The 26,633-nt window shown below is 24.1% G+C and carries 24 protein-coding genes, 5 tRNA genes and 1 pseudogene; 15 read left to right on the top strand and 15 right to left on the bottom strand.

Annotated elements, in window-relative coordinates; genetic code table 4:
• Positions 1 to 59: 59 nt before the first annotated feature.
• The 6 genes from ACE38S_RS05815 to ACE38S_RS05790 form a co-directional block, all read right to left on the bottom strand.
• A tRNA-Leu gene (locus tag ACE38S_RS05815) sits at positions 60 to 147 on the bottom strand.
• Positions 148 to 165: 18 nt separating this feature from the next.
• A tRNA-Lys gene (locus ACE38S_RS05810) sits at positions 166 to 241 on the bottom strand.
• A gap of 4 nt (positions 242 to 245) precedes the next feature.
• Positions 246 to 320: transfer RNA gene (locus tag ACE38S_RS05805), tRNA-Gln, on the bottom strand.
• 16 nt (positions 321 to 336) lie between these two features.
• Positions 337 to 420, bottom strand: a tRNA-Tyr gene (locus ACE38S_RS05800).
• 7 nt (positions 421 to 427) lie between these two features.
• Positions 428 to 503 (bottom strand) — tRNA-Thr (locus tag ACE38S_RS05795).
• Between the two features lie 253 nt (positions 504 to 756).
• Positions 757 to 1,698: a hypothetical protein gene (locus ACE38S_RS05790; protein ID WP_374696788.1), complete on the bottom strand. Its 942-nt coding sequence runs from the start codon at positions 1,696 to 1,698 to the stop codon at positions 757 to 759.
• Between the two features lie 156 nt (positions 1,699 to 1,854).
• Here ACE38S_RS05790 and ACE38S_RS05785 point away from each other — a divergent pair, with 156 nt between their 5' ends.
• The gene (locus ACE38S_RS05785) at positions 1,855 to 2,817 is read left to right on the top strand and encodes a GMP reductase (protein WP_374696787.1); all 963 of its coding nucleotides are present in this window, start codon (positions 1,855 to 1,857) and stop codon (positions 2,815 to 2,817) included.
• 24 nt (positions 2,818 to 2,841) lie between these two features.
• Here the strand turns inward: ACE38S_RS05785 and rpsU are convergent, their stop codons facing one another.
• The 6 genes from rpsU to ACE38S_RS05755 form a co-directional block, all read right to left on the bottom strand.
• Complete coding sequence (gene rpsU, locus ACE38S_RS05780; protein WP_374696786.1) at positions 2,842 to 3,006, bottom strand: 30S ribosomal protein S21; 165 nt, start codon at positions 3,004 to 3,006, stop codon at positions 2,842 to 2,844.
• A 1,273-nt stretch (positions 3,007 to 4,279) separates the two neighbouring features.
• A complete protein-coding gene (locus ACE38S_RS05775) occupies positions 4,280 to 4,453 on the bottom strand; it encodes a hypothetical protein (RefSeq protein ID WP_374696785.1) in 174 nt (57 codons plus the stop codon).
• Between the two features lie 128 nt (positions 4,454 to 4,581).
• Complete coding sequence (locus tag ACE38S_RS05770; protein WP_374697161.1) at positions 4,582 to 4,722, bottom strand: IS3 family transposase; 141 nt, start codon at positions 4,720 to 4,722, stop codon at positions 4,582 to 4,584.
• A 43-nt stretch (positions 4,723 to 4,765) separates the two neighbouring features.
• Positions 4,766 to 5,083 carry a DDE-type integrase/transposase/recombinase gene (locus ACE38S_RS05765; RefSeq protein WP_374697160.1) on the bottom strand — a complete coding sequence of 106 codons (318 nt, stop codon included), beginning with the start codon at positions 5,081 to 5,083 and terminating at the stop codon, positions 4,766 to 4,768.
• A gap of 1,548 nt (positions 5,084 to 6,631) precedes the next feature.
• On the bottom strand, positions 6,632 to 7,582 hold the full coding sequence (locus tag ACE38S_RS05760; protein WP_374695926.1) for an IS30 family transposase: 951 nt from the start codon (positions 7,580 to 7,582) through the stop codon (positions 6,632 to 6,634).
• Positions 7,583 to 7,742: 160 nt separating this feature from the next.
• The gene (locus ACE38S_RS05755) at positions 7,743 to 7,883 is read right to left on the bottom strand and encodes an IS3 family transposase (protein WP_374697159.1); all 141 of its coding nucleotides are present in this window, start codon (positions 7,881 to 7,883) and stop codon (positions 7,743 to 7,745) included.
• Positions 7,884 to 9,324: 1,441 nt separating this feature from the next.
• Between ACE38S_RS05755 and ACE38S_RS05750 the strand changes: the two genes are divergently transcribed.
• From ACE38S_RS05750 to ACE38S_RS05700, 11 genes are all read left to right on the top strand, one after another.
• Complete coding sequence (locus ACE38S_RS05750; protein WP_374696784.1) at positions 9,325 to 9,489, top strand: hypothetical protein; 165 nt, start codon at positions 9,325 to 9,327, stop codon at positions 9,487 to 9,489.
• Positions 9,490 to 10,528: 1,039 nt separating this feature from the next.
• Positions 10,529 to 10,681 (top strand): exodeoxyribonuclease VII large subunit, encoded by a 153-nt coding sequence (locus ACE38S_RS05745; protein WP_374696783.1) that lies wholly within the window; start codon positions 10,529 to 10,531, stop codon positions 10,679 to 10,681.
• Positions 10,682 to 10,730: 49 nt separating this feature from the next.
• Positions 10,731 to 10,937 (top strand): exodeoxyribonuclease VII large subunit, encoded by a 207-nt coding sequence (locus ACE38S_RS05740; RefSeq protein WP_374697158.1) that lies wholly within the window; start codon positions 10,731 to 10,733, stop codon positions 10,935 to 10,937.
• Between the two features lie 133 nt (positions 10,938 to 11,070).
• Complete coding sequence (locus ACE38S_RS05735; protein WP_374696782.1) at positions 11,071 to 11,196, top strand: hypothetical protein; 126 nt, start codon at positions 11,071 to 11,073, stop codon at positions 11,194 to 11,196.
• A gap of 444 nt (positions 11,197 to 11,640) precedes the next feature.
• The gene (gene xseB, locus ACE38S_RS05730) at positions 11,641 to 11,862 is read left to right on the top strand and encodes an exodeoxyribonuclease VII small subunit (protein WP_374696781.1); all 222 of its coding nucleotides are present in this window, start codon (positions 11,641 to 11,643) and stop codon (positions 11,860 to 11,862) included.
• 6 nt (positions 11,863 to 11,868) lie between these two features.
• The gene (locus ACE38S_RS05725; RefSeq protein ID WP_374696780.1) at positions 11,869 to 12,543 is read left to right on the top strand and encodes a hypothetical protein; all 675 of its coding nucleotides are present in this window, start codon (positions 11,869 to 11,871) and stop codon (positions 12,541 to 12,543) included.
• A 265-nt stretch (positions 12,544 to 12,808) separates the two neighbouring features.
• Positions 12,809 to 13,024, top strand: a complete 216-nt coding sequence (locus ACE38S_RS05720) for a 1-deoxy-D-xylulose-5-phosphate synthase N-terminal domain-containing protein (protein ID WP_374697157.1) — start codon at positions 12,809 to 12,811, stop codon at positions 13,022 to 13,024.
• Positions 13,025 to 13,268: 244 nt separating this feature from the next.
• Positions 13,269 to 13,373: a hypothetical protein gene (locus ACE38S_RS05715; protein WP_374696779.1), complete on the top strand. Its 105-nt coding sequence runs from the start codon at positions 13,269 to 13,271 to the stop codon at positions 13,371 to 13,373.
• A gap of 1,063 nt (positions 13,374 to 14,436) precedes the next feature.
• Positions 14,437 to 15,540, top strand: coding sequence for an aminopeptidase P family protein (locus ACE38S_RS05710; RefSeq protein WP_374696778.1), 1,104 nt, complete (start codon positions 14,437 to 14,439; stop codon positions 15,538 to 15,540).
• Positions 15,541 to 15,945: 405 nt separating this feature from the next.
• A complete protein-coding gene (locus tag ACE38S_RS05705; RefSeq protein ID WP_374696777.1) occupies positions 15,946 to 16,083 on the top strand; it encodes a hypothetical protein in 138 nt (45 codons plus the stop codon).
• 1,730 nt (positions 16,084 to 17,813) lie between these two features.
• Positions 17,814 to 17,942 carry a hypothetical protein gene (locus tag ACE38S_RS05700; protein ID WP_374696776.1) on the top strand — a complete coding sequence of 43 codons (129 nt, stop codon included), beginning with the start codon at positions 17,814 to 17,816 and terminating at the stop codon, positions 17,940 to 17,942.
• 1,664 nt (positions 17,943 to 19,606) lie between these two features.
• On the opposite strand, the gene ACE38S_RS05695 is transcribed toward ACE38S_RS05700, so the two are convergent.
• The gene (locus ACE38S_RS05695; protein WP_374696775.1) at positions 19,607 to 20,470 is read right to left on the bottom strand and encodes a formate/nitrite transporter family protein; all 864 of its coding nucleotides are present in this window, start codon (positions 20,468 to 20,470) and stop codon (positions 19,607 to 19,609) included.
• Positions 20,471 to 20,642: 172 nt separating this feature from the next.
• Here ACE38S_RS05695 and ACE38S_RS05690 point away from each other — a divergent pair, with 172 nt between their 5' ends.
• The 3 genes and pseudogenes from ACE38S_RS05690 to leuS all read left to right on the top strand — a co-directional run bounded on the left by ACE38S_RS05690 (position 20,643) and on the right by leuS (position 25,249).
• On the top strand, positions 20,643 to 20,954 hold the full coding sequence (locus tag ACE38S_RS05690) for a hypothetical protein (protein ID WP_374696774.1): 312 nt from the start codon (positions 20,643 to 20,645) through the stop codon (positions 20,952 to 20,954).
• A gap of 115 nt (positions 20,955 to 21,069) precedes the next feature.
• A pseudogene (locus ACE38S_RS05685) lies at positions 21,070 to 21,162 on the top strand (IS30 family transposase); the annotation flags it as partial.
• A 1,666-nt stretch (positions 21,163 to 22,828) separates the two neighbouring features.
• On the top strand, positions 22,829 to 25,249 hold the full coding sequence (gene leuS / locus ACE38S_RS05680; protein WP_374696773.1) for a leucine--tRNA ligase: 2,421 nt from the start codon (positions 22,829 to 22,831) through the stop codon (positions 25,247 to 25,249).
• 63 nt (positions 25,250 to 25,312) lie between these two features.
• On the opposite strand, the gene ACE38S_RS05675 is transcribed toward leuS, so the two are convergent.
• Both ACE38S_RS05675 and ACE38S_RS05670 read right to left on the bottom strand, forming a co-directional pair.
• On the bottom strand, positions 25,313 to 25,498 hold the full coding sequence (locus ACE38S_RS05675; RefSeq protein WP_374696772.1) for a hypothetical protein: 186 nt from the start codon (positions 25,496 to 25,498) through the stop codon (positions 25,313 to 25,315).
• A gap of 369 nt (positions 25,499 to 25,867) precedes the next feature.
• A complete protein-coding gene (locus ACE38S_RS05670) occupies positions 25,868 to 26,131 on the bottom strand; it encodes a hypothetical protein (protein WP_374696771.1) in 264 nt (87 codons plus the stop codon).
• Between the last annotated feature and the right edge of the window lie 502 nt (positions 26,132 to 26,633).

Here is a 26,633-nt window from a genome sequence, read left to right as displayed (position 1 = left end):
ATATACCACTTAATATATATATCATTGTCTTTGTTTGATATCAATTATTTTTTAATAAATGGTACCCAAGACCGGACTTGAACCGGTACAGTTGTTAAAACCGACGGATTTTAAGTCCGTTGCGTCTACCCATTCCGCCACTCGGGTATATATCTTTTTTATAAATGGTCTCCTGTAAAGGACTTGAACCTTTGACCCACTGGTTAAAAGCCAGATGCTCTACCTACTGAGCTAACAGGAGACAATGGCTGGGCTAGCTGGATTTGAACCAGCGCATGAAGGAGTCAAAGTCCTTTGCCTTACCGCTTGGCTATAGCCCAAAATACACAAAAAATATGGTGGAGGGGGAGGGATTCGAACCCCCGAACCCGAAGGAGCTGAGTTACAGTCAGATGTGTTTAACCACTTCACTACCCCTCCAAAAAAATGGTGCTGGCTAGAAGAATTGAACTCCCAACCTACTGATTACAAGTCAGTTGCTCTACCTATTGAGCTAAGCCAGCAGAAATAATGGTCTTGTTTGTTGTAACGGACTTTAACCGCCGGCCACCTTCTTGTGAGGCAGGCACTGTCCCAACTTAGCTAAACACCCAATTACACAATTCGTTTATTGTGTTGAAACCTTCTTAATTTTATATAAAACAATAATTTTTGTCAATTAAAATATTATTAATTAATTAATTTTTTAAAATATTATAATGCATAATAGATTTAAAAAATGGATTTACAAACATAAAATCCATTTCCTAATCTTAATTAACGTTGACTTTGCATATGATCAGATCTCTTATATTGGGGAATATTAATCATGTAACCGTCTTCACGTCGTCATAGTCCTTTTATTACTTTGGTAATTATATAAACCATAAAGATTGTTCCAATTAAAGTTGAAGTAAAGTGTAAAATATTGGTGAAAATTGATAAACCATCTTGTCTTTTTTGGAACATAAATCCAAATGCTTCAATCAATTTTAATAATGCCGTAATAATTTGAATAATTAACATTATTGTTACTAAAACAGTATAAATAGTTGAAACGAAACGTAATAATTTTCCATAAGAAGTTTCAGCCATCATATTAGCTACGACTTTATTACTATAAAAACACGGAACAAAAATTAAACTTAAAACACTAACAACAACTAAAACTCCCATCATAATGGCAAAATTTTGTTTTCCATCACCAACTCACACTTTATCTACTGCTTTGTTGTAAAAAATCATTACAGCAACAATGCTAGCAAGAGCTGAGGCTAATCAAGCAGTTCCTAAATAACGGACAATAACAATACGAGCATTTTTTGTCGCTTTAACATCAGTATCTGGTAATCATGTTAATGCAAAAGGCACAAAAAAACCACCAAGTGATAATGACAAAACCGTTAAACTTCATTTGTTAGCACACAATTCGGCATCATCACTACCAATCGCATAACGAATTAAACCAATATTACAGATGATTGTGGTAAAAAACGAAAACATAATGGCTAATAAAATTACCACTTTATAACTTGTTAAATCAGCATATGAATTCATTAATCAACTACTTGCCATATTTATATCACCAAAAAAAGTTCCATTGTTATATTGACCTAAATAATAAAAATAAGTTCCTGCTGATGCTGTCATCCCCACAACACCAACGATACTTGACAACACAATTCAAAATCTTGTAAATCCATAATTTCTTGTCATCATTTATATAATCACTATTCCTTTCTACAATTACATAAATAAATTGTATGCTTTTTTCAGTTTAATACAAGATATTTCTTTAATTATTTTTCAACCGAAAAACTCCGTTTTTTCACTTTATTTTATGGTACACTTAATAAGTGAGGTGAAATTAAAATAATGAAAGCATTTGATTACGAAGACATTCAATTGATTCCAGAGTTATGTGTTGTTGATTCCCGAAAAGAATGTAATACAACCGTTAAATTAGGAAAACATACTTTTAATTTACCTGTCGTACCTTCTAATATGGCAACGGTAGTTAATGAAGAATTATGTGAAAAACTAGCTGAAAAAAACTATTTTTATATTATGCATCGTTTTAATGTTAATCAAATTAAATTTATTAAACATATGAAAAGTAAAAATTTAATTACATCAATTTCCGTTGGTGTTAAACAAGATGATTATGTCTTAATTGAAACGTTGCAAAAAGAAGCTTTAATTCCTGACTATATTACAATTGATATTGCTCATGGTCACGCCTTTAGTGTTAAGAAAATGATTGAACATATTCGTCACTATTTAGGGCACGAAACATTTATTATTGCTGGTAACGTTGGAACTCCAAAAGCTGTTCGTGATTTAGAACAATGGGGTGCTGATGCAACAAAAGTAGGAATTGGGCCTGGAAAAGTATGTATTACAAAATTAAAAACTGGTTTTGGCAATGGTGGATGACAATTAGCGGCCGTTAAATGGTGCGGTAAGGGTAGCTCAAAACCAATTATTGCAGATGGTGGATTACGAGTTAATGGTGATATTGCCAAATCAATCCGAATGGGGGCGACAATGTGTATGATCGGAAGCTTATTTGCTTCTCATCAAGAATCGCCAGGAAAACAAGTTGAAAATAATGGTGTTAAATATAAAGAATATTTTGGCTCAGCAAGTGAATATAATAAGGGTGAAAAACGTTATGTTGAAGGAAAAAAAGAATTGATTGAAATTCGCGGTAGCATTTTTGAAACATTACGCGAAATGATCGAAGATTTACAATCATCAATTTCCTATTCTGGAGGAAAAGACCTTTCGGCCATTAAAAAAGTTGATTATGTCATTTTAAAAGATAGTAATTTTTAAAAAAATCCCATTAATGGGATTTTTTTAACGAAAAATACGTGATTTATCTTGCTTATAACGTCTTTTTTCTTTTTTGCTCATTCAGTGTTCACGTTTACGGGCTTCTTTCCTTTTAACTGACGAAGCCTTGTTAAATCGTTTCAATGCTTTGTCTAGTGGTTCTCCCGCTTTGACAACAACAGTAGCCATAATATTTCAACTCCTAAAACTATATAAATTAACATTATTATTTTATCATACTTTTTCGGACAAAACAAAATTTTCTGATTTATGTATGCATAAAATTAAAATAAATATTTAATCTTGGACAAAATTTTGCAATAAAGTCCTAACATCCAAATTATAACACACCTTGCTCAATGATTTATTCCTTTTTGACAACTTTTGCTAAAATATTATAACTATCGTTTCCAATTGTTGCATCATCCTGTACAAAATTGTTTTAATTTTTTGAGATAAATGCAATAAATAAAGCCGCTGCCTGTTGATAATCTATTAAAACATATTATGCCCCAATCCCTTTTTCAAGATTAAGAGACCTTTTAAATTATATGTTTCTAATTCATGATGATATAAATTCAACAAGAGGGTCATTAAATCGGCTTTTGTTAGCATTATCTTAAAATTACGATTAAGATACTGCTGCAAAGTTTTTTGACAATTAATAAATCCATAATTTAATTTAAAAATATCTTTTGTCTGCCGTTGATAAATTATTGTTGAAGTTGTTTTAATATCGACATAAAAATAATTTCTTTGCGCTAATAAACCGTAATGTTGCTAAAGTGATTCATTTTAATTTTGGAAAATTAGTTATAATTGTTGTTTGTTCAGTTGTATAACAAGTAAAACTTTACAATACAGCGATTTTATTTTGAGTAAAATCTAATTATAAGTTATTTAAATAGATTAATAAACTTTCTAAATTAACCAATTTATCATTTTCAATAAAATGAGCCTTAACAATGTTTAAATTATCAGTCATTTGTTTTTGGGCAAAATTTCCCATTCATAAATAATATAATGTATATAAATCATAGATAATCAAATTCAGATTATTTATAGAACATTTGCTGCGATAATACATTTTCACGGTGTAATTTCTTAATTAAAGGCACAGATCAGCCATGTAAATGGCTCTAACTTTTGGTTTGTTAATTCATTAAACTGTTGATATGAATAATACACTTTTAAAAAGTCGTAGATTATTCCTTAAGTTATTTTCATTAATGCATAATGATTAATTAAAAAATGAACAATCGCTTTTTCTCAAATGACAATGGTGGAATTATATTATTTGCAACTAAATAAAATAAATAAAAGTTAAAGCACTCGTTTGACTAATCCTATTATAGCAAGCTAAAAATGTTGTCTATACTTTTTACCTTTACATTTAAAAAATTTCATAGTCGCAATAACGGCTTCTTGAAAATATTATTAACATCATAATAATTATATTATTTTAAAATAAGTTGATGATTTCATAGTAAATAATTTTGTTTTTTTTAATAGCAGTTGAATCATAACATAATAAACCATAATAAATATCACTAATAATAACTTTATTTTCAATATCAACAGGAATTAAAAACTGATTACCAATTGATAAATTATCAATTAGATGTTTCCGTGGCATCAAAACCCCTTTTATTATTCATATATTTGATAATTTAAACACTAATTATATTTTTTTATGAAGTTGTTTTCATAATTTTTGTATTTTAATCTTAACAAATTGGATTGGCAACCATTTTTATGACACTTTTATATGGATTGTTGTTTTCTAAATTCAACAGGTATTAAATAATTTAAACTACCGTGAATTCGAATATTGTTACATAAATACACAAAGTTAAATAATTTGTATTTTAATTGGGTTAAATTTATAAATTTTTGTTCCTTGATAAATTATGTTTTAAAACTTTTGTAAGTTGTTTCAGACATAACATTATCATAAGGATAGCGCCCCTCCTTTATTGCTTAATGATTGTTTGGTGTTAAAAGTACTTAAGATATTATCAATGATTTTATTTTTAAATTCATTGCCCCAGTCAGTATGAAATAACGTAATTTGTTTTAATGATCTTATAATTGAATAAAAGGTTTCTTGCACTAGTTGTACTACTTTATTTGTCTCGATATTATAGCCAATTATTTCACGATTAAACAAGTCAATCAACAAACAAAAATAATGTCATTTAGCGCCATCTTGAACATATGTTAAATCACTAACAACAACTTCATTGGGTTGTGTTTTTTTGTTTATTATTAAAAATTAAATTCACGGTTTAAAACGTTGCTAATTTCGTCGTTATTAACCACCAACTTATAATTACAATATTTTAATTTGGTATATTTAGATACTAACTAATTTTTAATCATAATTTGGTGAATTTTTCTTCGCGATAAGATAATATCTTTATGATTAAAAATCTTTAACTTTACAATCTCTATAAATTTTGGCGATTAGCTTAAATGCGCTGATAACTTTTTGTTCATAATTATTAACATCAACTATAGCCACATTTATTAATTTGATAGTAATATGTTGATTTTGCTATCTTTAATTTTGATCCTATTTGACCAATTTTTCGCATGGAATATTTTTCTTTATTATTGTTAATAATTTCTATTTTTTGCCAATTATCAGCACTACTTGCTTTAAAGGGTTGTTTTTCATTATAATTGGATTAATTCTTTTTGCAAGGCAATCAGTTAATTTTTTTCAACAGTGTGATTATCTTTTGCTTTAAAAAATCCAGAATTATGAAATTTTTCAATTAACTGATATATAGTTGATTTTGACACCTTATATTATTTAAAAATTTCAAGAATGTTTTGCTATTTTGATAAAGTAAAACAATTTGTTTTTTAAATTCATCGGTATATAAATTTCTTCCTATTTTTATATTTTTACTTTCTTCATAATTATATTTTATTTGAAAGTCCACATAAATATGGTTCAACTTCTTGTAACCTATCCGCTTTTAAATTATATCTTTCATCTTATATATTTCATCGATACTTGTGTGTTTATATTTTTTCTTTTCTTTTTTTATAAAAAAACCATTTCTTAAAATAATTATACAATAAAAATTAAATTTTGTTGACAATTTAATAAAATATGATATAATGACTATATAATTTATAAAAGTAGGGGTTTTTTAACTTTTAATCTATTGTTTCTTGTTTAAAAATTACTAAAAATAAAGACTTAAAAAAGACTACACCAATTTTAGTAAATAATAATAAAAATTATTTACTATTTTTTTATTATATCTTTTTCTTTACGATTTTAATACCATGTATTTCATTTTATAACATCTTTTATATATTCTTCGTGTTAATTATATATTTTATTATTGATTGTAGCTTTTTTAAATAATGAATTAAAACTTTTTATAAAAATATTATCTGCACATCGGTATTTTTTCCTTATTGAAATAATAATACTGTTAGACAAACATTTATTGTGATAAATAGCGGATGTATATTGATATCCGTGATCTGAGTTAATTATTATGCCATTCAGATCTTTTTTTATCAATTTTATTTTATTAATTGCATAATTTAAATTATCCATTACTAATTTATTGTTGTATATATTTAGATCACTTTACATTAACTATTTCTTTAGTATATTCATCAATAATTGTTGATTGATAATATCTTTCTCCTTTTTAAATTAAATATGCTACATCAGCATATAGCATTGAAAACCTTGTTTTTATATCATTGAATTTACAATTAATTAAATCAGGATATTTGTAATAAACTTTTTTCTTTATTTGCCTAATTGTAAAGTTAAGTGCAACTAAATTATTTTTCTAACCAAATATTCGATTGGTGAAAGATAATTTAGTATTTTTCTTGGTCTATGGTTTAAAGACAATATAAATTTATGAACTGCATTTTTCGTGGTATTTGAAAAATTAAATTTTTTAGGAAATTTTTCTCTAATTAACCCATTAGTATTTTCATTAGTACCTCTTTGTCAGGGTGAATATGCATTAGCAAAATAAATTTTCACATTTAAATTTTTTTCAAGTTGTTGTCAATTAGCAAATTCTTTACCTCTATCAAATGTTATAGTTTTAACAAGATTATTTGGAAGAATTGATAAATAATGGCTAATGTTTTCGTTAATAACTTTAGTAGTTCTATTTTCAACTAACATTGCTAAAGTAAATCTTGATGTTCTTTCAACTAAAGTTATTAAACATGATTTACTTTTACCTCGCGATGATACTATAGTATCACCCTCTCAATGGCCAACAGTTATGCGATTATTAACATTAACATTTCGTTCTTTAATTGATTTACCATTAAATTTACCGCGATTTTCTTGAGATTTTCGTTTCTTACCTTTTCTTCTTAAATTTTTATTAGTAACCTTTTCAAGTAATCCAGAATAAATTCAATTGTAAATTGTTTTAAAACTAATAATTCATTCTTTATGAAAATTTTTAATTCTTCCATAAATTTGTTCAGGCGATCAACCTAATAATAATTTTTGTTGTACATATTTTACTAATTCTCTATTTTTAAACTTATGAAAATAAACATGTGATTGTTTTCTATTTTCTGCTTTATTTTGTGCAATTAATGAAAAATAATGATTATTATCTTTATTTCTATTAACTTCTCGAATAATAGTACTAATACTTCGATTAAGATTTTTAGCTATTTCACTAATTTTTAATTTAAATTTCAATTGATTCTCAATATAAATTCTTTCATCTATGCCAAGATGTTTATATCCCATATAAAAAACTCCTTGCTTTAATTTTTCTAAAATAAACTTAGCATCATGAAATTTTTATATGAAATTTTTTGCAATTTTATTTACTTGCACTTACAAGTATAATTTAGCATTTATTATGTTTATATTCCATTTTTCTTCTCATTTTTTTTACATATTCAGGTTATTTTTGATTATTAATCATAATCCTTAAAAATTTTTTTGAATTATATTTTATATTATAATCTTTCTTAAAATATTTAGTAATTCTTCGGTATCCAAATTGTTTTAAATTTTCTTCATAGACTTTTACAATATCATTTATTGCTTTTTTATTTTTTTATTTTTTTTTATTTTTTTGCTACTGTCATAATTTTTATATTTATCTCAATAACTACGTTTTTACCCTGTTATTTCTAGTAATAATTTTATTGAATATTCACAACAATTTTGTTTAATAAAAGAGACGATTATTAGTTTGCTTAATTGTAAAAGTCATGAAGCTTTTTAATAATTAATACTCTGTTTTATAAAATTAAAAAACTATTTTGCCAAAAGAAATTTTATATCTTTTTAGGGTTGTTAAATTTTCCTTTTTTATGATTTGCTCATCAAGATCTTGCTGTATTTGCATTTAGATTATATTGTTTTGCTGCTATTCAACAATTTTTTTGTTTAATTTCCTCAATGATTTTTGTTATAAATTATGATGTATATTTGTTATATTTTTGTCCTTTTCTTGCCATATAAAATGCCCCTTATAAAAATTTAGCAAAATCTTTTTTATTTTACTTACTTTTTAGGGTGCAGTCTTAAAAGCTCTTTTTTTTAAATTTATTTTACTTTTTTATATTTTTTTTGTTTGCCTAATTGTAAAGTTAAGTGCAAGTATAATTTAGCGTTTGTATTATTATACAAAAAAATATAAAAAAGATGGCAAAATTATCAATTAATTAATGAAAAGATGCAAAAAATCGTAATATTGATGTAAAAATAAGAAAATTTGATGATTATTGCAAGCAAAATAATTACAAACTTGCTACAAAAGAAACCTTATTTATATTTTGTGAATTAGAAGAAGATTAATACGAAAGCCTTAAAAATAGTAATATTATTACTTATAATATCTTAAAAAATAAAAATAATAATATTAGAAAATAATATAAAATTACATCTCTTTTAAAGACTAATATGTTTATCATCAGTATATGCTCAATATTATTGGTGTTAAAATGAAACTAAAATAAATTATGCTACACAAGCAATTCAAATAACATATATAAAAAAATATAGCGACAATGTTAAAATAATATAGTTATCTTAATAAAATAGCAATTAGTTTGTTAAACAATTAATACAAAATATATAAAACAAATAATATTAATTTAACAGGTAGTCGTAAAGAAGGTAAAATATACTATATTGGTCAATTAATAACATTATTAAGTTGTGTTGTGTTAGCAAATAAAGATAAAAAATAGAGCAATATATGGTTTTAGATTAAATAGTGCAGATACTGCTGGAATGCAACAAAATATTCAAAATTTCTTAGATAAAATGGGATTAATACTTTTAACCCTACTAAAAAATTAAAAGGCAGTCATTATCAATATAACGCTAGACTTATTAAGTCTACTTGAACATTACCTAATGGTAGTTTTATTAAATTACCAGGTGCTAAAAAAAGTAATTCATCGCAAGTATTAGGCAAATAATAGCAAAAGCAAATGTTGTTGATTTATGTATTATTTGACTTGAAGAAACAAATGACTTTAGTAAATCAAAAAAAAGCAATTATGCAAGCTGTTCGTGATTATAAAAAATTAATATTAATTACAAGTACTAACCCTAATAGTATTTATCAAAATCATATAGATTATTTAAACAAATTATTATCTTTTAATCGTAAAAAATTAGAAAATAAAAGTTAACAAATATCTAAATTAATAGTTCCAGTATTAAATCCTAAAAAAACCAAAAATCATATGATAAAAAGTAATTAATCACTATACTAATTATTTAATTAATAAAAATAATTTAAATTATGATTAATTAATGAAATTATATAAATTAAAAGCAAAATAAATTAAAAAATATGATGTTTAAGGAATTGGAACGCCTGGTTCATTAGATGGCTCTATTTTTTATGGAAATTGTAAATTCAAATGCAACACTTTATATATATATATATATATATATATATATATTAAAAATCCTTATTTTTAAACTTAATCGTTATTTAAAATAATTAATTTAATAAATGGTCTATAAAATAAAAGATATTTATTATTTAATTTTTATATCAAATCTTTAAAAATTTGAAAATATTGAATTTTTTACTAACAAAGTGTTGCATTTGCAATTTACAATATACATTTATTTGTTCTTGTTAAAAAATTATTAAATTATCTATTAATAATACATTACATATTTTTCTAATATTATTTCTTATTGGACATCTAATAATACCCGTCTATCATTTAATACCGTCTATCATTGTAGGTATTTTTCTACCAACGTCCACCAATAATAGTTATTATTTTTTTCATAATTAGTTTACTCATTTACACTTTAGATATTAATATTTTTTCAACATAATTATATTATTTAATTATTTTTTATTAATTCATTATATATTAAATTTTATAAATATTTATTATTAATTGTTAAATAGGTTTATAGTTTTTTACTTGCATTTACAATTTACAAAGTGATTAATAATATTCTATTATTTATCTTTTTTCAATGATATTATTTAATTGTAGGAACACAACAACAATTAGAGAGGACACATGAGTAAAAATATTTATACGGTTAGTGAAGTTAATTATTATTTTAAAAAATGATTGAACAAGAACAAAATTTAATTAATATTTCTTTGCAGGGGGAAATTTCTAATATTACAAATCATTCCTCAGGACATATTTTTATTTTACAATTAAAGATGATAAAGCTCAAATTCGGGCAATTATGTTCGTTTTTAACACTAAAAATTTAATATTTAAATTAAAAGAGGGCTTAAAAATTGTGGCAACAGGTTTGATTAAAGTATATGAACCACAAGGAACATATAGTTTGCAAGTTGTTACTTTGTCTTTACAGGTGTTGGTGATTTATTTTTAAAATACGAAGCATTGAAGCAAGAATTAAGTAAAAAAGAATGGTTTAATCAATCCTTAAAAAACTAATTCCTCGTTTTCCAAAAAATATTGGTATTATAATAGCACCAACCGGAGCTGCCATTCGCGATATTATTAGCACCATTCATCGTCGTTTTCCACAAACAAATATTTATTTATTTCCTAGTTTAGTGCAAGGAGCTGAGGCGAAACATGATATTTGCGCAAAAATTAAAGCAGCCCAAACTTTTAAACCGTAAATTGATACCCTTATTGTTGGCTGTGGTTGTGGTGGTGGTAATATTGAAGATTTATGAGCCTTTAATTAAGTTGAAGTTGTTGAGGAAATTTATCAAGCAACAATTTCAATTATTGCTGCCGTTGGGCATGAGGTTGGATTTTACATTAACTGATTTTGTTAGTGATTTACGAGCACCAAACCGACTGCTGCGGGCTGAATTAGCAGCCCCTGATCAAAAAGAATTAGGGACTTATTACAACAACAACGGCGTATTTTAATTAATATTATTAAAAACAAGGTTGATAAGGTTGGAGATAAGTCAAATGATTTAAAAAATATTTATGTGTTAACAAAGCCACAATCTTTGTATTATAATCAGAAACATTTTTATCAATTGTTATTAAATAAATTTAATATCTTACAAGAGACTTTCTTTTTAACAAATAAAAATATAATTAAAAATTATTATCAAACTTTAATAAGTACAATTAAGCAACAAATATTAACAATTGAACATTTTAAAAATAATTTATTAAGTAAATTAGACTTATTAAGTCCGTTAAAAACGGTTAACACGGGATATAGAGTATTACGTACAATAATAATAAAAATGTTATAACAACAATTAAAAATATTAAGAATAATGATATAATTATCACAACGTGTGCAAGATAAAATTATTCAATCAATCGTGCAAGCAATTAATGGGGATGGTGAAAATAATGACAAATAATAAATCATTTGAACAAATTTTAGAAAAATTAAAACAAATCGTTAATGATTTAGAAAATAACCAATTACCATTATATCAAGCAATTGATGCTTTTGAAACTGGCATTAAATTAACGAAAGTGGCAAAAACTAAGTTACAAGATATTAAAGATAAAGTCACTAAAATTGTTAAAGATAATAATGCCACTGATTTTAAAGTTGATGAAGACTAGTTTAAAATGACAGGACAAATTTTTGAACGTAGTGGCTCAGTTAAAAAGAATAATATTAAAATTTGAAAAAAATTACATGAATTAAAATTAAATCGAGTTATTTTAAAATATTTTAAAACTTTTGATAAAAAAGGAATTTTAATTAAAAATTTTGTTTACTTATTACGGTTAAATAATTTAGATGAACAAAAATATTTTGATAGTGTTATTTTAATCAAGTTAGTTTTAATTTATTATCATACGCAATATATTCGTCATTCAAGGGTAAAACAAGAAAAAGAACGAATTTTAAAAGTAATTAAGGAATTAAAAACGAAAATTTTTGTTAACCATCTTGATACTAATTATGAAACAGAAATTTTTGCGGATATTAATATTACTAATACAAAAATTAAAATGTATTATAAATTTAATTTGCTTTATAATTTTATTGCTAATATTTTTTACCAACCATTTACTAACTTGAAAAATCATAAGTTATATTTTGACTATGGTTATTATCTTGTCTTTTTAATTAATTTAACTGTAATGAAAAAGATTTTAAAAGATAGCAGTAATGTTGAAATTTATAAAATAAAATTAACCGTAACCGCTAATTGCCATTATTTAATTAGTGAAATTACACCATTATATTTCAATAATTTTGTTCAACAAATTAATTATTTTTTACAAAAATATTAAGTGGGGTTAAAAGATTAAATTGCAATATTATCATAATCATCAGATTTTAAAAAATTTAAAAACAAAAGCTTTAATTTAATTAACAGAGGATGTTAGCTGTTTTATTATTACAACAATGACGAAAAATGATAGTCATTTAGCTAACAATTTAGAGGTAGTTGAGTTAACAAATTATTTTATTACAAAATTTTGATATTGATAATAATTATGTAATTATTTTTAATACCAGTCATTAAACTTATTCGTATAATATTTTAACTAATCGATAAATCCATTTTACAACAATTCGCTTGCCAGAAAGGTTGTTGCTTTTCAACATGTTGATGAAAGTAAATATGATTATCTTTCAAACAGCCATACTTGAGCAAGCTTATCAACAGCTATTACTTATAGTTATAATCAAAATTATCATAATATTATTTGTGTAATTGGTGATGCTGCTTTTACCAACGTTTTAACTTTAAAATCTTTAATTTATTAAGGAACAATTTCGAATAAAATTATTATTATTCTAAATAATAATGCGATTAGTATTTCAAAAAATGTTAATATTTTACATACAGCAGTTAGTGAGGTTCGAACTGGATGATATCATTACCGGGGGGATAGTAAAATTGCGTGTTTTACATTATATTCTACCATTAACATTGTTATAATTAAGAAATTTATTATTTGAAAAAATTATTCGTAATTTTGTTATTCCGATTTTATTTGCTTGTTTTAATTTGAATTATATTGGGATTGTTGATGGGAATAATTTTCGTAAATTAATAAAAAGTTTGCGGCAAGCAAAAAACCTAGTGCCCGTGTTGTCCTACATGTTAAAATAAAGAAAGGATATAGTTATGAATTATCACAAGCAGAGCAATAAAAATATCATTATTATAGTTTAACTAAGAATAAAAAATAATTAATGAAGTTATTATATTGCTAAAACAGTGGAAAAAACCTTCCAAACTGACCCCGAAAAATTTTATTTTATTTCAACAGCAATGCAGTATTCCGTTCATTTGGAAAAATTTATGTTATAAAATACCCAATATTGTTTTGATGTTAGATTAACAGAGGATCGTGCTGTGACATTATAGCATATAGTTTTGCCTTATACCATCATAAAGTAATTGTGAATATGTATGATACTTTTTACAACAGATTTATGATCAAGTTTTACATGATGTTATTCGTAATCATTTGCCGGTGATCTTTTTAATTGACTGGGATAGTTTATCACCGAAAAACGGCGATAGTAATAATGGGGTTTATGATGTTGGTTTTTTTAAGTAATATGAGAGATATCTCAAATTATTAGTCAACCAGCAGTGAATTTGAACAATTATTAAAGTTATAGTTAGCATAAGTTAGCACAAACAAAACAAATCCTTTTTTTATTAGTTATCCAAATGGTGTAATTACGCATCAAACTTGTGCAGAACCATTTCAAAAATTAGACAATAAGATTATGCTATCCAAAATGCTAAAGCACCAATTTTATTAATAACATAGGATAATAATATCGTGAAAACCCAAACAATTGTTACGAAGTTAGCAACAAAAAAATAATCTTATCAATGCACGATTTATTAATCGACTTGATAATAAACAAACGATAGTGCAAATTAATACGAGCGAAATATCGACCAAATTATTGTTTTTGAAAAAGTTATTAAAGAAACGAGGTTATATGCTAAAATTATTGATTTTTTAATTAATAATCATACAACAACAATTTAGCATTATGGTTACGATAATGTATAATTACGATAATGGTTTAATTAAAAAAGAGCCTAATAATTTAGGCTAATTATTAAGAAACTTAATTAATTAAAAAAATATCCTTGTATTATGCAATAATAAAGATTAAATTTGTATATAAGAAAAAGGAGAATAAGTATCATGGAATATGTTAAAACAAAATTAGACAAAACAGCAAAATTAAAAGAATATTTAACGAAATATCAGATTGATGGAGTTTTATTGCATTCAACAGTTAATCGGTTTTGATTTTCTGAATTTGCTTCATTAGAAGGTTATTTATTATTTACCAAAAATGAGTCAATTTTGTATTTAGATGGGCGTTATATTACGGCTGGTAAAATACAGGCAAAAAATGTTACCAATGTAGTTAAAATTACAACTAATAATGCTGGTGGTTTTTGGGGGATGTTACAAAATGATTTGACGAAAAATAATGTCAAAGTTTTAGCTTTTGAAAGTGATCATTTAACATATTTGACTTATCAAAGTTTAAAAACGAGTTTATCATCAGAAATCACTTTAAAACCAGTTGATTTTTCCGAATTACGGGCAATTAAAACAAATGCCGAAATTATTGCTTTACAAAAAGCGTGTGCTATTGGTGATCTTGCAATTAATAATGTGATTAAAAAAATTAAAATTGGAATTACTGAAAGAGCAATTGAACAAATTATTATTAATACTTTTATTGAAGCTGGGGCTGATAAACCAAGTTTTGATACAATTGTTGCATCAGGTTGACGAGGATCGTTACCCCATGGGCGAGCAACAGATAAAAAAATTGAAAATAATGAATTAATTACGATTGACTTTGGTTGTATTTATGATGGTTATTGTTCGGATACAACCCGGACAATTGGATTAGGAAAACCACCCGCTAAAATGCTAGAAATTTTTGATGTTGTTTATCAAGCACAAAAGCAAGGGATTGAAGCAATAAAACCAGGCGTTACAACATCATCAATTGATAAAATTTGCCGCGATTATATTATTAGTAAGGGTTATGGGAAATATTTTACCCACTCAACTGGCCATGGAGTGGGGATTAAAATTCATGAATTTCCCCGCGTCTCACCGTTTTGTGATGTCTTATTAGAGCCAGGAATGATTATTACGGTTGAACCCAGGAATTTACATTCCTTATTTATGCGGTGTTCGAATCGAAGATGATATTCTAGTAACTGAAAATGGTTATCATCTCTTAACAGAAGCAAAACGGGAGTTAATTTTAATTTAAGTTAATTAAAACAAAATAAACAAAAACACAAATTTCTATTCTTGTTTTTTTATTTTATTTTTTTGTTTATATTATTATCACTTTTATTAATTATTATTTTGCCAGCAAAGGAATTTATCACACTATTTTAGATAATAAACAATTAGTTTTAATTGGAACTAGTGGTTTTGATGTTGATAAATAGATCCAAAATTTTCCATATGTGTTTTATTAAATTGATTATGGTTTTAATTTTATTTTTTCAATTCGAATTAAACCCTGCTGGAAAATTATTACAACAAACTTAATTCTTATGTATCAAATTGGTTATTTTTTCTTAATCATCATGATTCCATTTTGTGGATTATAATTTTTTATTAATATGATCGTTTATTTATTAAAAATAAAAATATAAATATCAAGTTTGAGTTTTGGGACTGCAAGGACAAACAACAGATTATAATGATAGTCAACTATTAGATGAGTTAAAAACAAATATGAACAAAATTCAGGATTATTTGATTAAATTGTATGATGATATTAAAACGTTAAAAAAATTACAAGTTTAATTACTCAAAAATCAAAAAAATCCGAGATAAAGTAAGGAAATTATGATCAAATTAATGTCAAGCAACAAAATTTAAATCTTATCTAAGAAAAGCAATCCTATCAACAACAAAATGAGATACTAAAAACAGGTGATTATAATGCAACCAAACAAACAAATAGCAAGATTGAACGACCAAAAAGTTTGGTTTATCCAATATAATATATTATGCCAAACGTTATAAAAATTTTGTTAATGATTTTCTAACCTAACAATTTTTATCAACAGAAATACTACCACAAACAAAAAATCAAAAAAATATTCCATTAAATTATATTTATGATAATAAAAAATTAAAACAAGATTAGAAAAGGAAGACACGGGGTCTGAAGATGAATCAAACGATGGGAAAAATAATGCTTTTTCGTTAAAATTTAATGATCCAACAATAATAAAAGAGGAAAAAGTTTTTCAGGAAAAAGTTGGGTTTAATTTAAATAATTATGATTATACAATTGATAAAAGAAATAATATTGGTGAAAACCAATCGCTTTATCAAGTTGGCGACTGAATTATTAAAGATGGAATTGATTATAAAATTATTTCAATTATTTCTTAACATAAAAATAACGAAATTGAGCATGAATTAATATTGAAATCAGTTGACGATGGAAATAATAAAACAATTATTAATAAATAAATTTGTAAAAATTATGATAAAATGCAATTAATTTGTTAAAAGCACCAAGATGCTTTTTTGTTTTTTAAATATAGATATTATTTAATATATATTTCAAAAGTAAGGTGACAATTTAACAAAGAGATTATTAACACTTTTTAGTGTTTTTTACTTTCGATTTTAGTACTAATGAGGGGACTTACTAGTTGTGATATTGGCGCGAGAATCACAAAATTGATGGTAAAGACACGATAATGGTAACAAATATAATAACTTTAAGAAACCTGATCCAAATACTATTAATAAATATCTTTAGAATGCAGATGATGTAAAAAACAAGGTAAGCAAATATTTTAATGCATGACGAGAATAAAAAGCGCGACTTAATGTTAAAGATTATTTTGAGGATACAGACGTTTTTCCAATATAGTTAACAAACTATTTGGACAATTTTATAGAAAAATAAGTTTATTCGTAAAAAAAATAAGGATTACGGATTTGTTGATCATTTAATAAATGATTTTCTGAAATAATTTAATAATTTTAATGATAAATTAGTAAGGCAGTATCCACAGTATTATTCCGATAGTAAACCATTATCAATTTTATATAATAAATTTAAAATTTAAATAAAATATATTAATATGGCACTGTTTATATACAAACGGCCAAATTTATATCTTGTTTAATTAATAATAAAATATTTTTAATAAATTTCAACCACTTTTTCAAAAAAATAAATTTTTGTAATTTCATATTATTTTAAATATATTTAAGCACGATAAAAATAACACAAATTAAATAAAATTTATTAAATTATTCAAAAATTTTAAAAATGGTTGCATTTTAAAAAAATAATGTTATTATCAAATCAATAAGCGCTGGGATAGCCTACTTGAATTTACATAATAATACGATTTAATTAAAAATAACGAAGAAAGAGTCAGAAATCAAACACTATGAAACAATATTGATTGTCATATGGAAGATGATATTTATCATTATTAAAAAGACACTATGATAAAAAAAGCTATTTATAGTGAAAAACCATTAGAAATAAATTAAATTATAGTATGATGGGATTAAAAAATAAAATTGATTTATTTAATAGTAATGAACAACTATTGGAAGAAAATAAATTTAATTATTCAGTTAATAATTTTTTAAATAATAATTTACAACCAAGCTTATATTTTTATTAGTTTTATATAAAAAATTAAACAATTTTAATAAAAATGTATTTTTGTTATGGAAAAATTAAAAAAAATACAAAAATATATTGACAACAAAATTAAAAGTAATATGACTTAATTAAGTAAGTCATATAATTATTTCACAATTTCTAAAATATTAATTTAAGATAAAAATACAATAATTTTAAAAATAAAATTATATTTAATGCTTATTTTTTTGTGTTATAATAAAATTAAATAAAATGTAGAATTTGAATTTATAATTTACACTTTTCCTTAATTGAATTTAAATCTAACCATTGTCGTAGTTGTTCATTTACATTTTTATTTAATTTTATTAACCTCGTAATTTAACTTCTTAATAATAAAAAAATGTTAAGACTGCACACCAAAAAGTAAGTAAAATAAAAAAGATTTTGCTAAATTTTTATATGGGGGCATTTATATGACAATAAAATAACAAAAATATAACAAATATACATCATAATTTATAACAAAAATAATTAATGAAATTAAACAAAAAAGTTGTTGAATAGCAGCAAAAAAATATAATCTAAATACAAATATAATAAAATATTGATGAGCAAATCATAAAAAAGGGAAATTAAACAACCATAAATGATCTAAAATATCTTTTACCAAAATAGATTTTTAATATTATAAAACAAGGTATGAGTTACTAAAAAAGCTCCATGACTTTTACAATTAAGCAAACTAATAATCGTCTCTTTTATTAAACAAAATTGTCGTTAATATTCAATAAAATTATTGCTAGAAATAACAGGTTTAAAACTTAGTTATTAAGGTAAATATAAAAATTATGACAGTAGCAAAAAAATAAAAAAAATAAAAAAAATAAAAAAGCAATAAATGATATTGTAAAAGTCTATGAAGAAAATTTAAAACAATTTGGATACCGAAAAATTACTAAATATTTTAAGAAAGATTATTATATAAAATATAATTCAAAAAAAATTTTTAAGGATTATGATTAATAATCAAAAATAACCTGAATATGTAAAAAAAATGAGAAGAAAAATGGAATATAAACATAATAAATAAATAAAAAATTTTATTGCAATATCCTGATTTAATTAATTGTAAATTCAATGATATAAAAACAAGGTTTTTAGTACTATATACTGATGTAGCATATTTAATTTAAAAAGGAGAAAGATATTATCAATCAACAATTATTGATGAATATACTAAAGAAATAGTTGATGTAAGGTGATCTAAATATAACAACAATAAATTAGTAATGGATAATTTAAATGATGCAATTAAAAAATAAAAATTAATAAAAAAAGATCTGAATGGCATAATAATTAACTCAGATCACGGATATCAATATACATCCCCGTTATTTATCACAATAAATATTTGTCTAACAGTATTATTATTTCAATAAGGAAAAAATACCGATGTGCAGATAATATTGTTATAAAAAGTTTTCATTCATTACTTAAAAAAGCTACAATCAATAATAAAATATATAATTAACACGAATAATATATAAAAGATGTTATAAAATGAAATACATGGTATTCAAACCGTAAAGAAAAAGATATAATTAAAAAAATAGTAAATACTTTTTATTAGTAATTACTAAAATGGGTGCAGCCTTATTATTAAATTACATTTCTTTTTTAAACTTAATTTTAACTACAAAATTAAAGAGCTAATTTTTCTTTTACATCTTTCCGATAAATAAAGTAATATAAGAACGGTAAGAAAATTCCACCGCTTAAGAAATTACCAATTAAAGTTGATAATTGAACATTATAAGCAAATTTCCCAAATTCTGATCAACCACCACTTGTTCCAAAAATTTTTAAAAATGGTTGTAAAAATCATAAATATGAATTAGCAACAACATGTGAAAAACCTGAAATTGCAAAAGCCATAATAATTAAATTTACCACAAAGAATTTTGCAATTGACGATTTAGTTGTATGTGCAGCATAAATTGAACCTGCAACTAAGAAGTTACATAAAATTGCACTTCCAAAGTTTTCTCATCATGCATATTCTAACTTTCCATCAATTAAATTAACCGTATTATAATAAAAATCAGTTATTGAATCAGATATATGATTTAAAAAACCACTTCACGCTGTTAAACCTGCCACAATTAAACACCCAACAAAATTTCCACTTAAAACAATAAATAAATTACTAACAAATCTACCAACATTTAATTGTTTTTTAATAACAACAATTAATGCTAACGAATTTGAGGTAAACATTTCTCCCCCCAGAAAAACAATCATTGTAATTGCAACAGTGAAGACAAGACCAAATACTAAACTTTTTAGTCCAATTGTAATATTATTTCAATCCCCTTTTGTTGCGGTAATCGCCGCAATATAACCAAATCCAATAAATAATCCCGCTGCGAGTCCCATTAAAAATGTTTTATAAAATGGACTGTTCACCTTTTTTAAAGCATACTTATAAATATTTACAAAACTATCTTCATTACTATAACTATCAGAATTATCTATTTTCTCTTCTTTTTTAATTTCGTCACTCATTTTTTCTCCTATATTTCATATTATATTTATCTATAAATAATACTTTATTATTCTATCATAAAAAATAAAAATCTAGATATAATCTAAGTTCAAAATTATTAACTAATAATCATCATTTTTATATTTCATTAATTGTAAAATCAAACGGGAAAGTTAACCAAATAAAAATATTGTGTTAAAATCCAAATTTAAAAAAGGAAAAGTAAATCAAAATAAAACAACTGTCAATATAATTTATAAAATGTTGATTATTGGTTTAAACCCAATTGAAATTTATGAAAATAGTAATAAAGACAAAAAAATCTGGTTGCAAACAAAAACATTAAATAAAATTTACCTCGAAATTATTAATTATTTAGTTAATTATGAACACTATTCACTAGATACTATTACAAATATAATAAGAAATATTGACAAAAATTTTATCTGTTCAAATACCTTATATATAATATGTTTACCTTTTCTTAATAAAAAAATTTATTAAGAAAAGGTAAACATAAACCACATAATAAAATAGAAAAACACAGAAAAGTTAATAATTGTTTGACAATTATTGAACATAATATTGAATTTTCAAATATTAAACTATGAATGTCTCTGGTCATCTAGAGGGAGATACTATAGTTGGTAAAAACCATAAAATAGCAATTATAACTTTGGTTGATATATGATTTAAAACATCAATCCCACTAGTAACTAATAGTAGCAAATGGATTGGTAATCATTTTTAGGACACTTTTATATTGACTGTTGTTTTATAAATTCAACAGAGAGGTATTAAATAATTTAAACTACCGTGAATTCGAATATTGTTATATCAATGCACAAAGTTAAATAATTTGTATTTTAATTGGGTTAAATTTATAAATTTTTGCCTCTTGACAAATTATGTTTTAAAACTTTTGGGTCGCATAAAGAAAATAAGAGTTTTTTGGTCTTTTTGAGTGTTTAATTTTCCTTTTTTATAATTTTCGCATCAAGATTTTAATTTATTTTCATTTATATTATATTGTTTTGCTACTATTCATCAACTTTTTTGTTTAATTTCCTTAATGATTTTTGTTATAAATTATGATGTATATTTGTTATATTTTTGTCCTTTTCTTGCCATATAAAATGCCCCTTATAAAAATTTAGCAAAATCTTTTTTATTTTACTTACTTTTTGGGGTGCAGTCTTATGTTAAAAGATTTATTATAACTTGGTTCATTAAAAAGAAAAAATGGTCAACATAATATATCTGAAATAGCAAAAATATTGCATAAAAATCGCAATACAATTAGACGAGAAATAAAAAAATTAAAATATAATTAATATTACGATAAATTAACACACGAATATTATTTACAAAAACGGCAAAAATGTTTTAAAAAATCATCATTATTGTTAAATGTTTTAGAATGAATAAATGAAAAATATAATAAATTTCATGATTAATCAGAACAAATTTGTAAAAAAATATGAAAAATAGTTTGATATTAAATTTCCATTATGTGTTAAAACTTTATATAAGTAAATTTATTCTGATTTTTTAAATTTATCAAAAAAATTTATATTTTCATGGTAAAAGATTTAAAACAAAAAATAGAAAAGATAACCGTGGTAAAATTGCTAATTATAGAATTATTAAATAAGCAAAACACAATAAATATAAATTTGGTTGATTTCAAATGGATACAGTAGTTGATAAAAATAATCAGTCTAGTTATTTAGTATTAACATAATAATTAAGCAAAAAAACTTTTTATAAAAAATGAAAAGAAAACTCGAGATCAGAAGTTAAGAAAGCAATTAAAAAAAATTAAATAATAATATTTTCAAAAACATAAATATTAAAGGAATTATTACCGATCAAGGTAAATAATTTAGCAAGTGAAAAGAAATAGAAAAAATGCCTGTACTAATATTTATTTTGTGATGCTGGAACTCCCACACAAAAATTATTAGTTGAAAGAATTAATAGAGATATTAGACATTGATTTCCTAAAGGAACATATTTTAATAATATTATGCAACAAAAAATATATTGAGTTATTGATGTTATTAACAACAAATCAAAGCCTTGTTTACAGTGATTAAATTCACAACATTTATTTTTAAATTTATCATCACATATTTAATAATTTTTTATTGAATTAATCAAATAATTTAATAAATTATTTTTAGTGTGCCCAAATTAATAAATTTAAGATAAAAATACAATAATTTTAAAAATAAAATTATATTGAATGCTTATTTTTTTGTGTTATAATAAAATTAAATGTGGTATTTAAATTTGCAATTTACAAAAATTAACAAATTTACTAACAATGTTATAATTAAAAAAGATAAAAATTTAGAAAGGGTAGGGTAATAAAGATGGAATTTTCTCATAAAGCAATTGAACAAAAATGACAGCAATACTGAGAAAAACATCAAACTTTTAAAACAACAAATAATTCGGAGAAAAAAGCTTATATTTTAGATATGTTCCCTTATCCGTCAGGAGCGGGGTTACATGTTGGTCATCCTAAAGGTTATGTTGCAACAGACGTTATTAGTCGTATGCGAAAATTACAAGGTTATGATGTTTTACATCCAATTGGTTGAGATGCCTTTGGTTTACCAGCAGAACAATATGCCTTACAAACAGGGAATGATCCAGCGGAATTTACATTGCAAAACATTGCTAATTTTCGTCATCAATTAAAAGGACTTGGTTTTAGTTATGATTATGATAAAGAGATTAATACTTCGTCACCAGGATTTTTTAAAACAACACAATTAATTTTTGAATTATTATATAAAAATGGTTTAGCTGAAATGCAGGATGTTAATGTTAATTGATGTCAAGAGTTAAGAACTGTTTTATCAAACGAAGAGGTTTTAAATATTGGTGGCAAAATGGTTTCAGAACGGGGTCATTATCCAGTTTTTAAAAAACCAATGCGTCAATGAGTTTTAAAAATTACTGATTATGCTGAAAAATTATTGTCAGGTTTAGATGAGGTTGATTGACCTGAATCAGTTAAAGAGTTACAACGAAATTGAATTGGTAAATCGGTTGGTGTGGAAATTAAGTTTGCTGTACAAAATAGTTCAGAAATAATTGAAGTTTTTACAACTCGCGCTGATACCATTTTTGGTGTTGAGTACCTTGTTTTAGCTCCAGAGTATCCTTTAATTTCAAAATTGACAATTTCAGAGTATGCACCAGTGGTGAAAAAATTTTTAGCAGCAACAGAAGCGAAAAGTGAGTTAGACCGCCAAGATATTAGTAAAGAAAAAAATGGTCTATTCATTGGTAGCTATGCAATTAATCCAATTAATCAAAAAGTTATTCCAATTTGAATTGCTGATTATGTGTTACCATTTTATGCAACAGGAGCGGTGATGGCGGTCCCAGGACATGATGAACGCGATTATTTATTTTCATTAAAATATCAATTACCAATTAGTTATGTGATTGAAGGAGAACATCATAATAAGTTACATAATAAAGACGGAAAACATATTAATTCCGATTTCTTAAATGGTTTAACAACGCAAGACGCAACAAAGAAAGCGATTGATGTTTTAACGGCGGCTGGAAATGCCAGGGTTAAAACAACTTATAAATTACATGATTGATTATTCTCTCGTCAACGTTATTGAGGGGAACCATTACCAATTATTCATTGAGAAGATGGATCAATTAGTTTAATTGATGAAGCTGAATTACCATTAGAATTACCAAAAATGACAAATATTAAACCATCTCAAATAAATGAATCACCATTAGCTAACGCAAAAGATTGATTAACTGTTGTTGATAGTACTGGAAAAAGAGGGCGCCGCGAAACAAATACGATGCCGCAGTGAGCGGGTAGTTGTTGATATTATTTGGGTTATGTTTTAATGGAAAATAAGGAAATGTTAGATTTGCGTAGTGCGAAAGGACAAGCCTTACTTAAAAAATGATTACCAGTTGATTTGTATGTTGGCGGTCAAGAACATGCTGTTTTACATTTATTATATTCTCGTTTTTGACATAAATTTTTATATGATCAAAAATTAGTACCAACTTCTGAACCGTTTTATAAGTTAGTTAACCAAGGAATGATTTTAGGAGATGATGGTTCGAAAATGAGTAAGTCAAAAGGAAATATCGTTAATCCCGATGATATTGTTAAATCACACGGGGCTGATACCCTACGGGTATATGAAATGTTTATGGGGCCAATTGATGCATCATTACCGTGAAATCATAATGGTTTAGATTCAGTTCGAAAATGATTAGATCGAATTTATCGGTTGGTTAAAAATAATAATTTTTCCCAAGTTAACGATCATCAACTTGATTTTGTTTACCATAATATGGTTAAAAAAGAAACAGAAATGTTAGAAAAGTTAAGTTTTAATACTGCAATTTCACAATTAATGGTATTTATTAATGCTTGCTATAAAACAACCGGGCCAATTTATCAACCATATTTTGAAGGATTTACTAAGATGTTAAGTTTATTTGCGCCACATTTATCAGAAGAAATTTGAGTTAATTTACAACAGCCATCTTCCGTTGCCTTAGAAACTTGGCCAACATATGATAAAAAATATTTACAAAAAAATGAAGTTACCACCATTGCTGTTCAAATTAATGGTAAATTACGAGTTAAATTAGAAGTTTTGGTTAATACACCGGAAGATGAATTATTAGCTTTAGCAAAAGATAATAAAAATGTTCAAATGTTTTTAGCAAACCATGAAATTATTAAAGAAGTTATTATTAAAAATAAAATTGTTAATTTTGTTGTAAAATAATGTTATATAATATCATATTAATTATTTAATTACCTGAATTGTAAATATACTTGGGACACTTTATTAAATATTTTGTATTAAATTCAATGAATTTTTATAATTTAATAATTTTCTTGACATTGAATTTGTTTTTAATGCTATTTTATTTAAGTCATCTTGAAAAAATATTGATAAATCTATTCCTTTTGGTAAACTTTGTCTCAAAATTCCATTATTATTTTCGTTTAATCCTTTCTTTAGTCAAGACAACCATCATCAGCAAAATAAACTTTTATTTTATAAATATTTTCAAATTTTTTCACCTAATAAATTATTTACCACGATCAAATGTAATTGTTTTTATTGTGCCAGATGGTTTTTTTAAAATAAATTTTATTATACTTTCTATGACATCTTTGCTTTTGCTATTATTTAGTTACTAACGGGATTGATGTTTTAAATCATATATTGGCTAAAGTTATAATTGCTGTTTTATGGTTTTCACCAACTATAGTATCTCCTTCTAGATGACCAAAAACATTTATTGCTTTAATATTTGGAAATTCAATATTAAGTTCAATAATTGTCGAACAATTATTAACTTTTCTGTGGTTTTCTATTTTATTATGTGGTTTATGTTTACCTTTTCTTAATAAATTTTTTTATTAAAATTATAACGAGAAAAGTTAAACATATTATATATAAGGTATTTGAACAGATAAAATTTTTGTCAATATTTCTTATTATATTTGTAATAGTATCTAGTGAATAGTATTCATAATTAACTAAATAATTAATAATTTCGAGGTAAATTTTATTTAATGTTTTTTGTTTGCAACCAGCTTTTTTGTATTTATTACTATTTTCATAAATTTCAATTGGTTTTAAACCAATAATCAACATTTTATAAATTTTATGGACAGTTATTTTACTTTGATTTATTTCATAAACTGTTTTTCTGATTGAATAATTAAAATTTTGATATTATTGAATTGAAATTAATTTTTTTATTGTGATTTTTTGATACATTGTGTTATTTATCCTTTTTTAAATTTAGATTTAAACACAATATTTTTATTTATTTAAAAATCCCATTTAATTTTACAATTTAGGAAATTAAAAATTATATTTACAAAAACACTGCTACCTATTTTACAATGTTTTTATATTAATTTTTATGCAAAATTAAAATATTGGGAAAATATCAAATATATAATATTAGATGTTTATAATCCAAATATTTTAGGAATTATAAATAAAAGTAATAATCCATTAAAAATAACTATTAAACCAAAATAAAAATGCTAAATTATACTTGTAAGTGCAAGTAAATAAAATTGCAAAAAATTTCATATAAAAATTTCATGATGCTAAGTTTATTTTAGAAAAATTAAAGCAAGGAGTT

The sequence above is a fragment of the Spiroplasma endosymbiont of Polydrusus formosus genome (assembly GCF_964263245.1).
In the GTDB taxonomy this organism is placed as follows: domain Bacteria; phylum Bacillota_I; class Bacilli_A; order Mycoplasmatales; family Mycoplasmataceae; genus Spiroplasma.
This window is presented reverse-complemented; position numbering and strand designations above follow the sequence as displayed.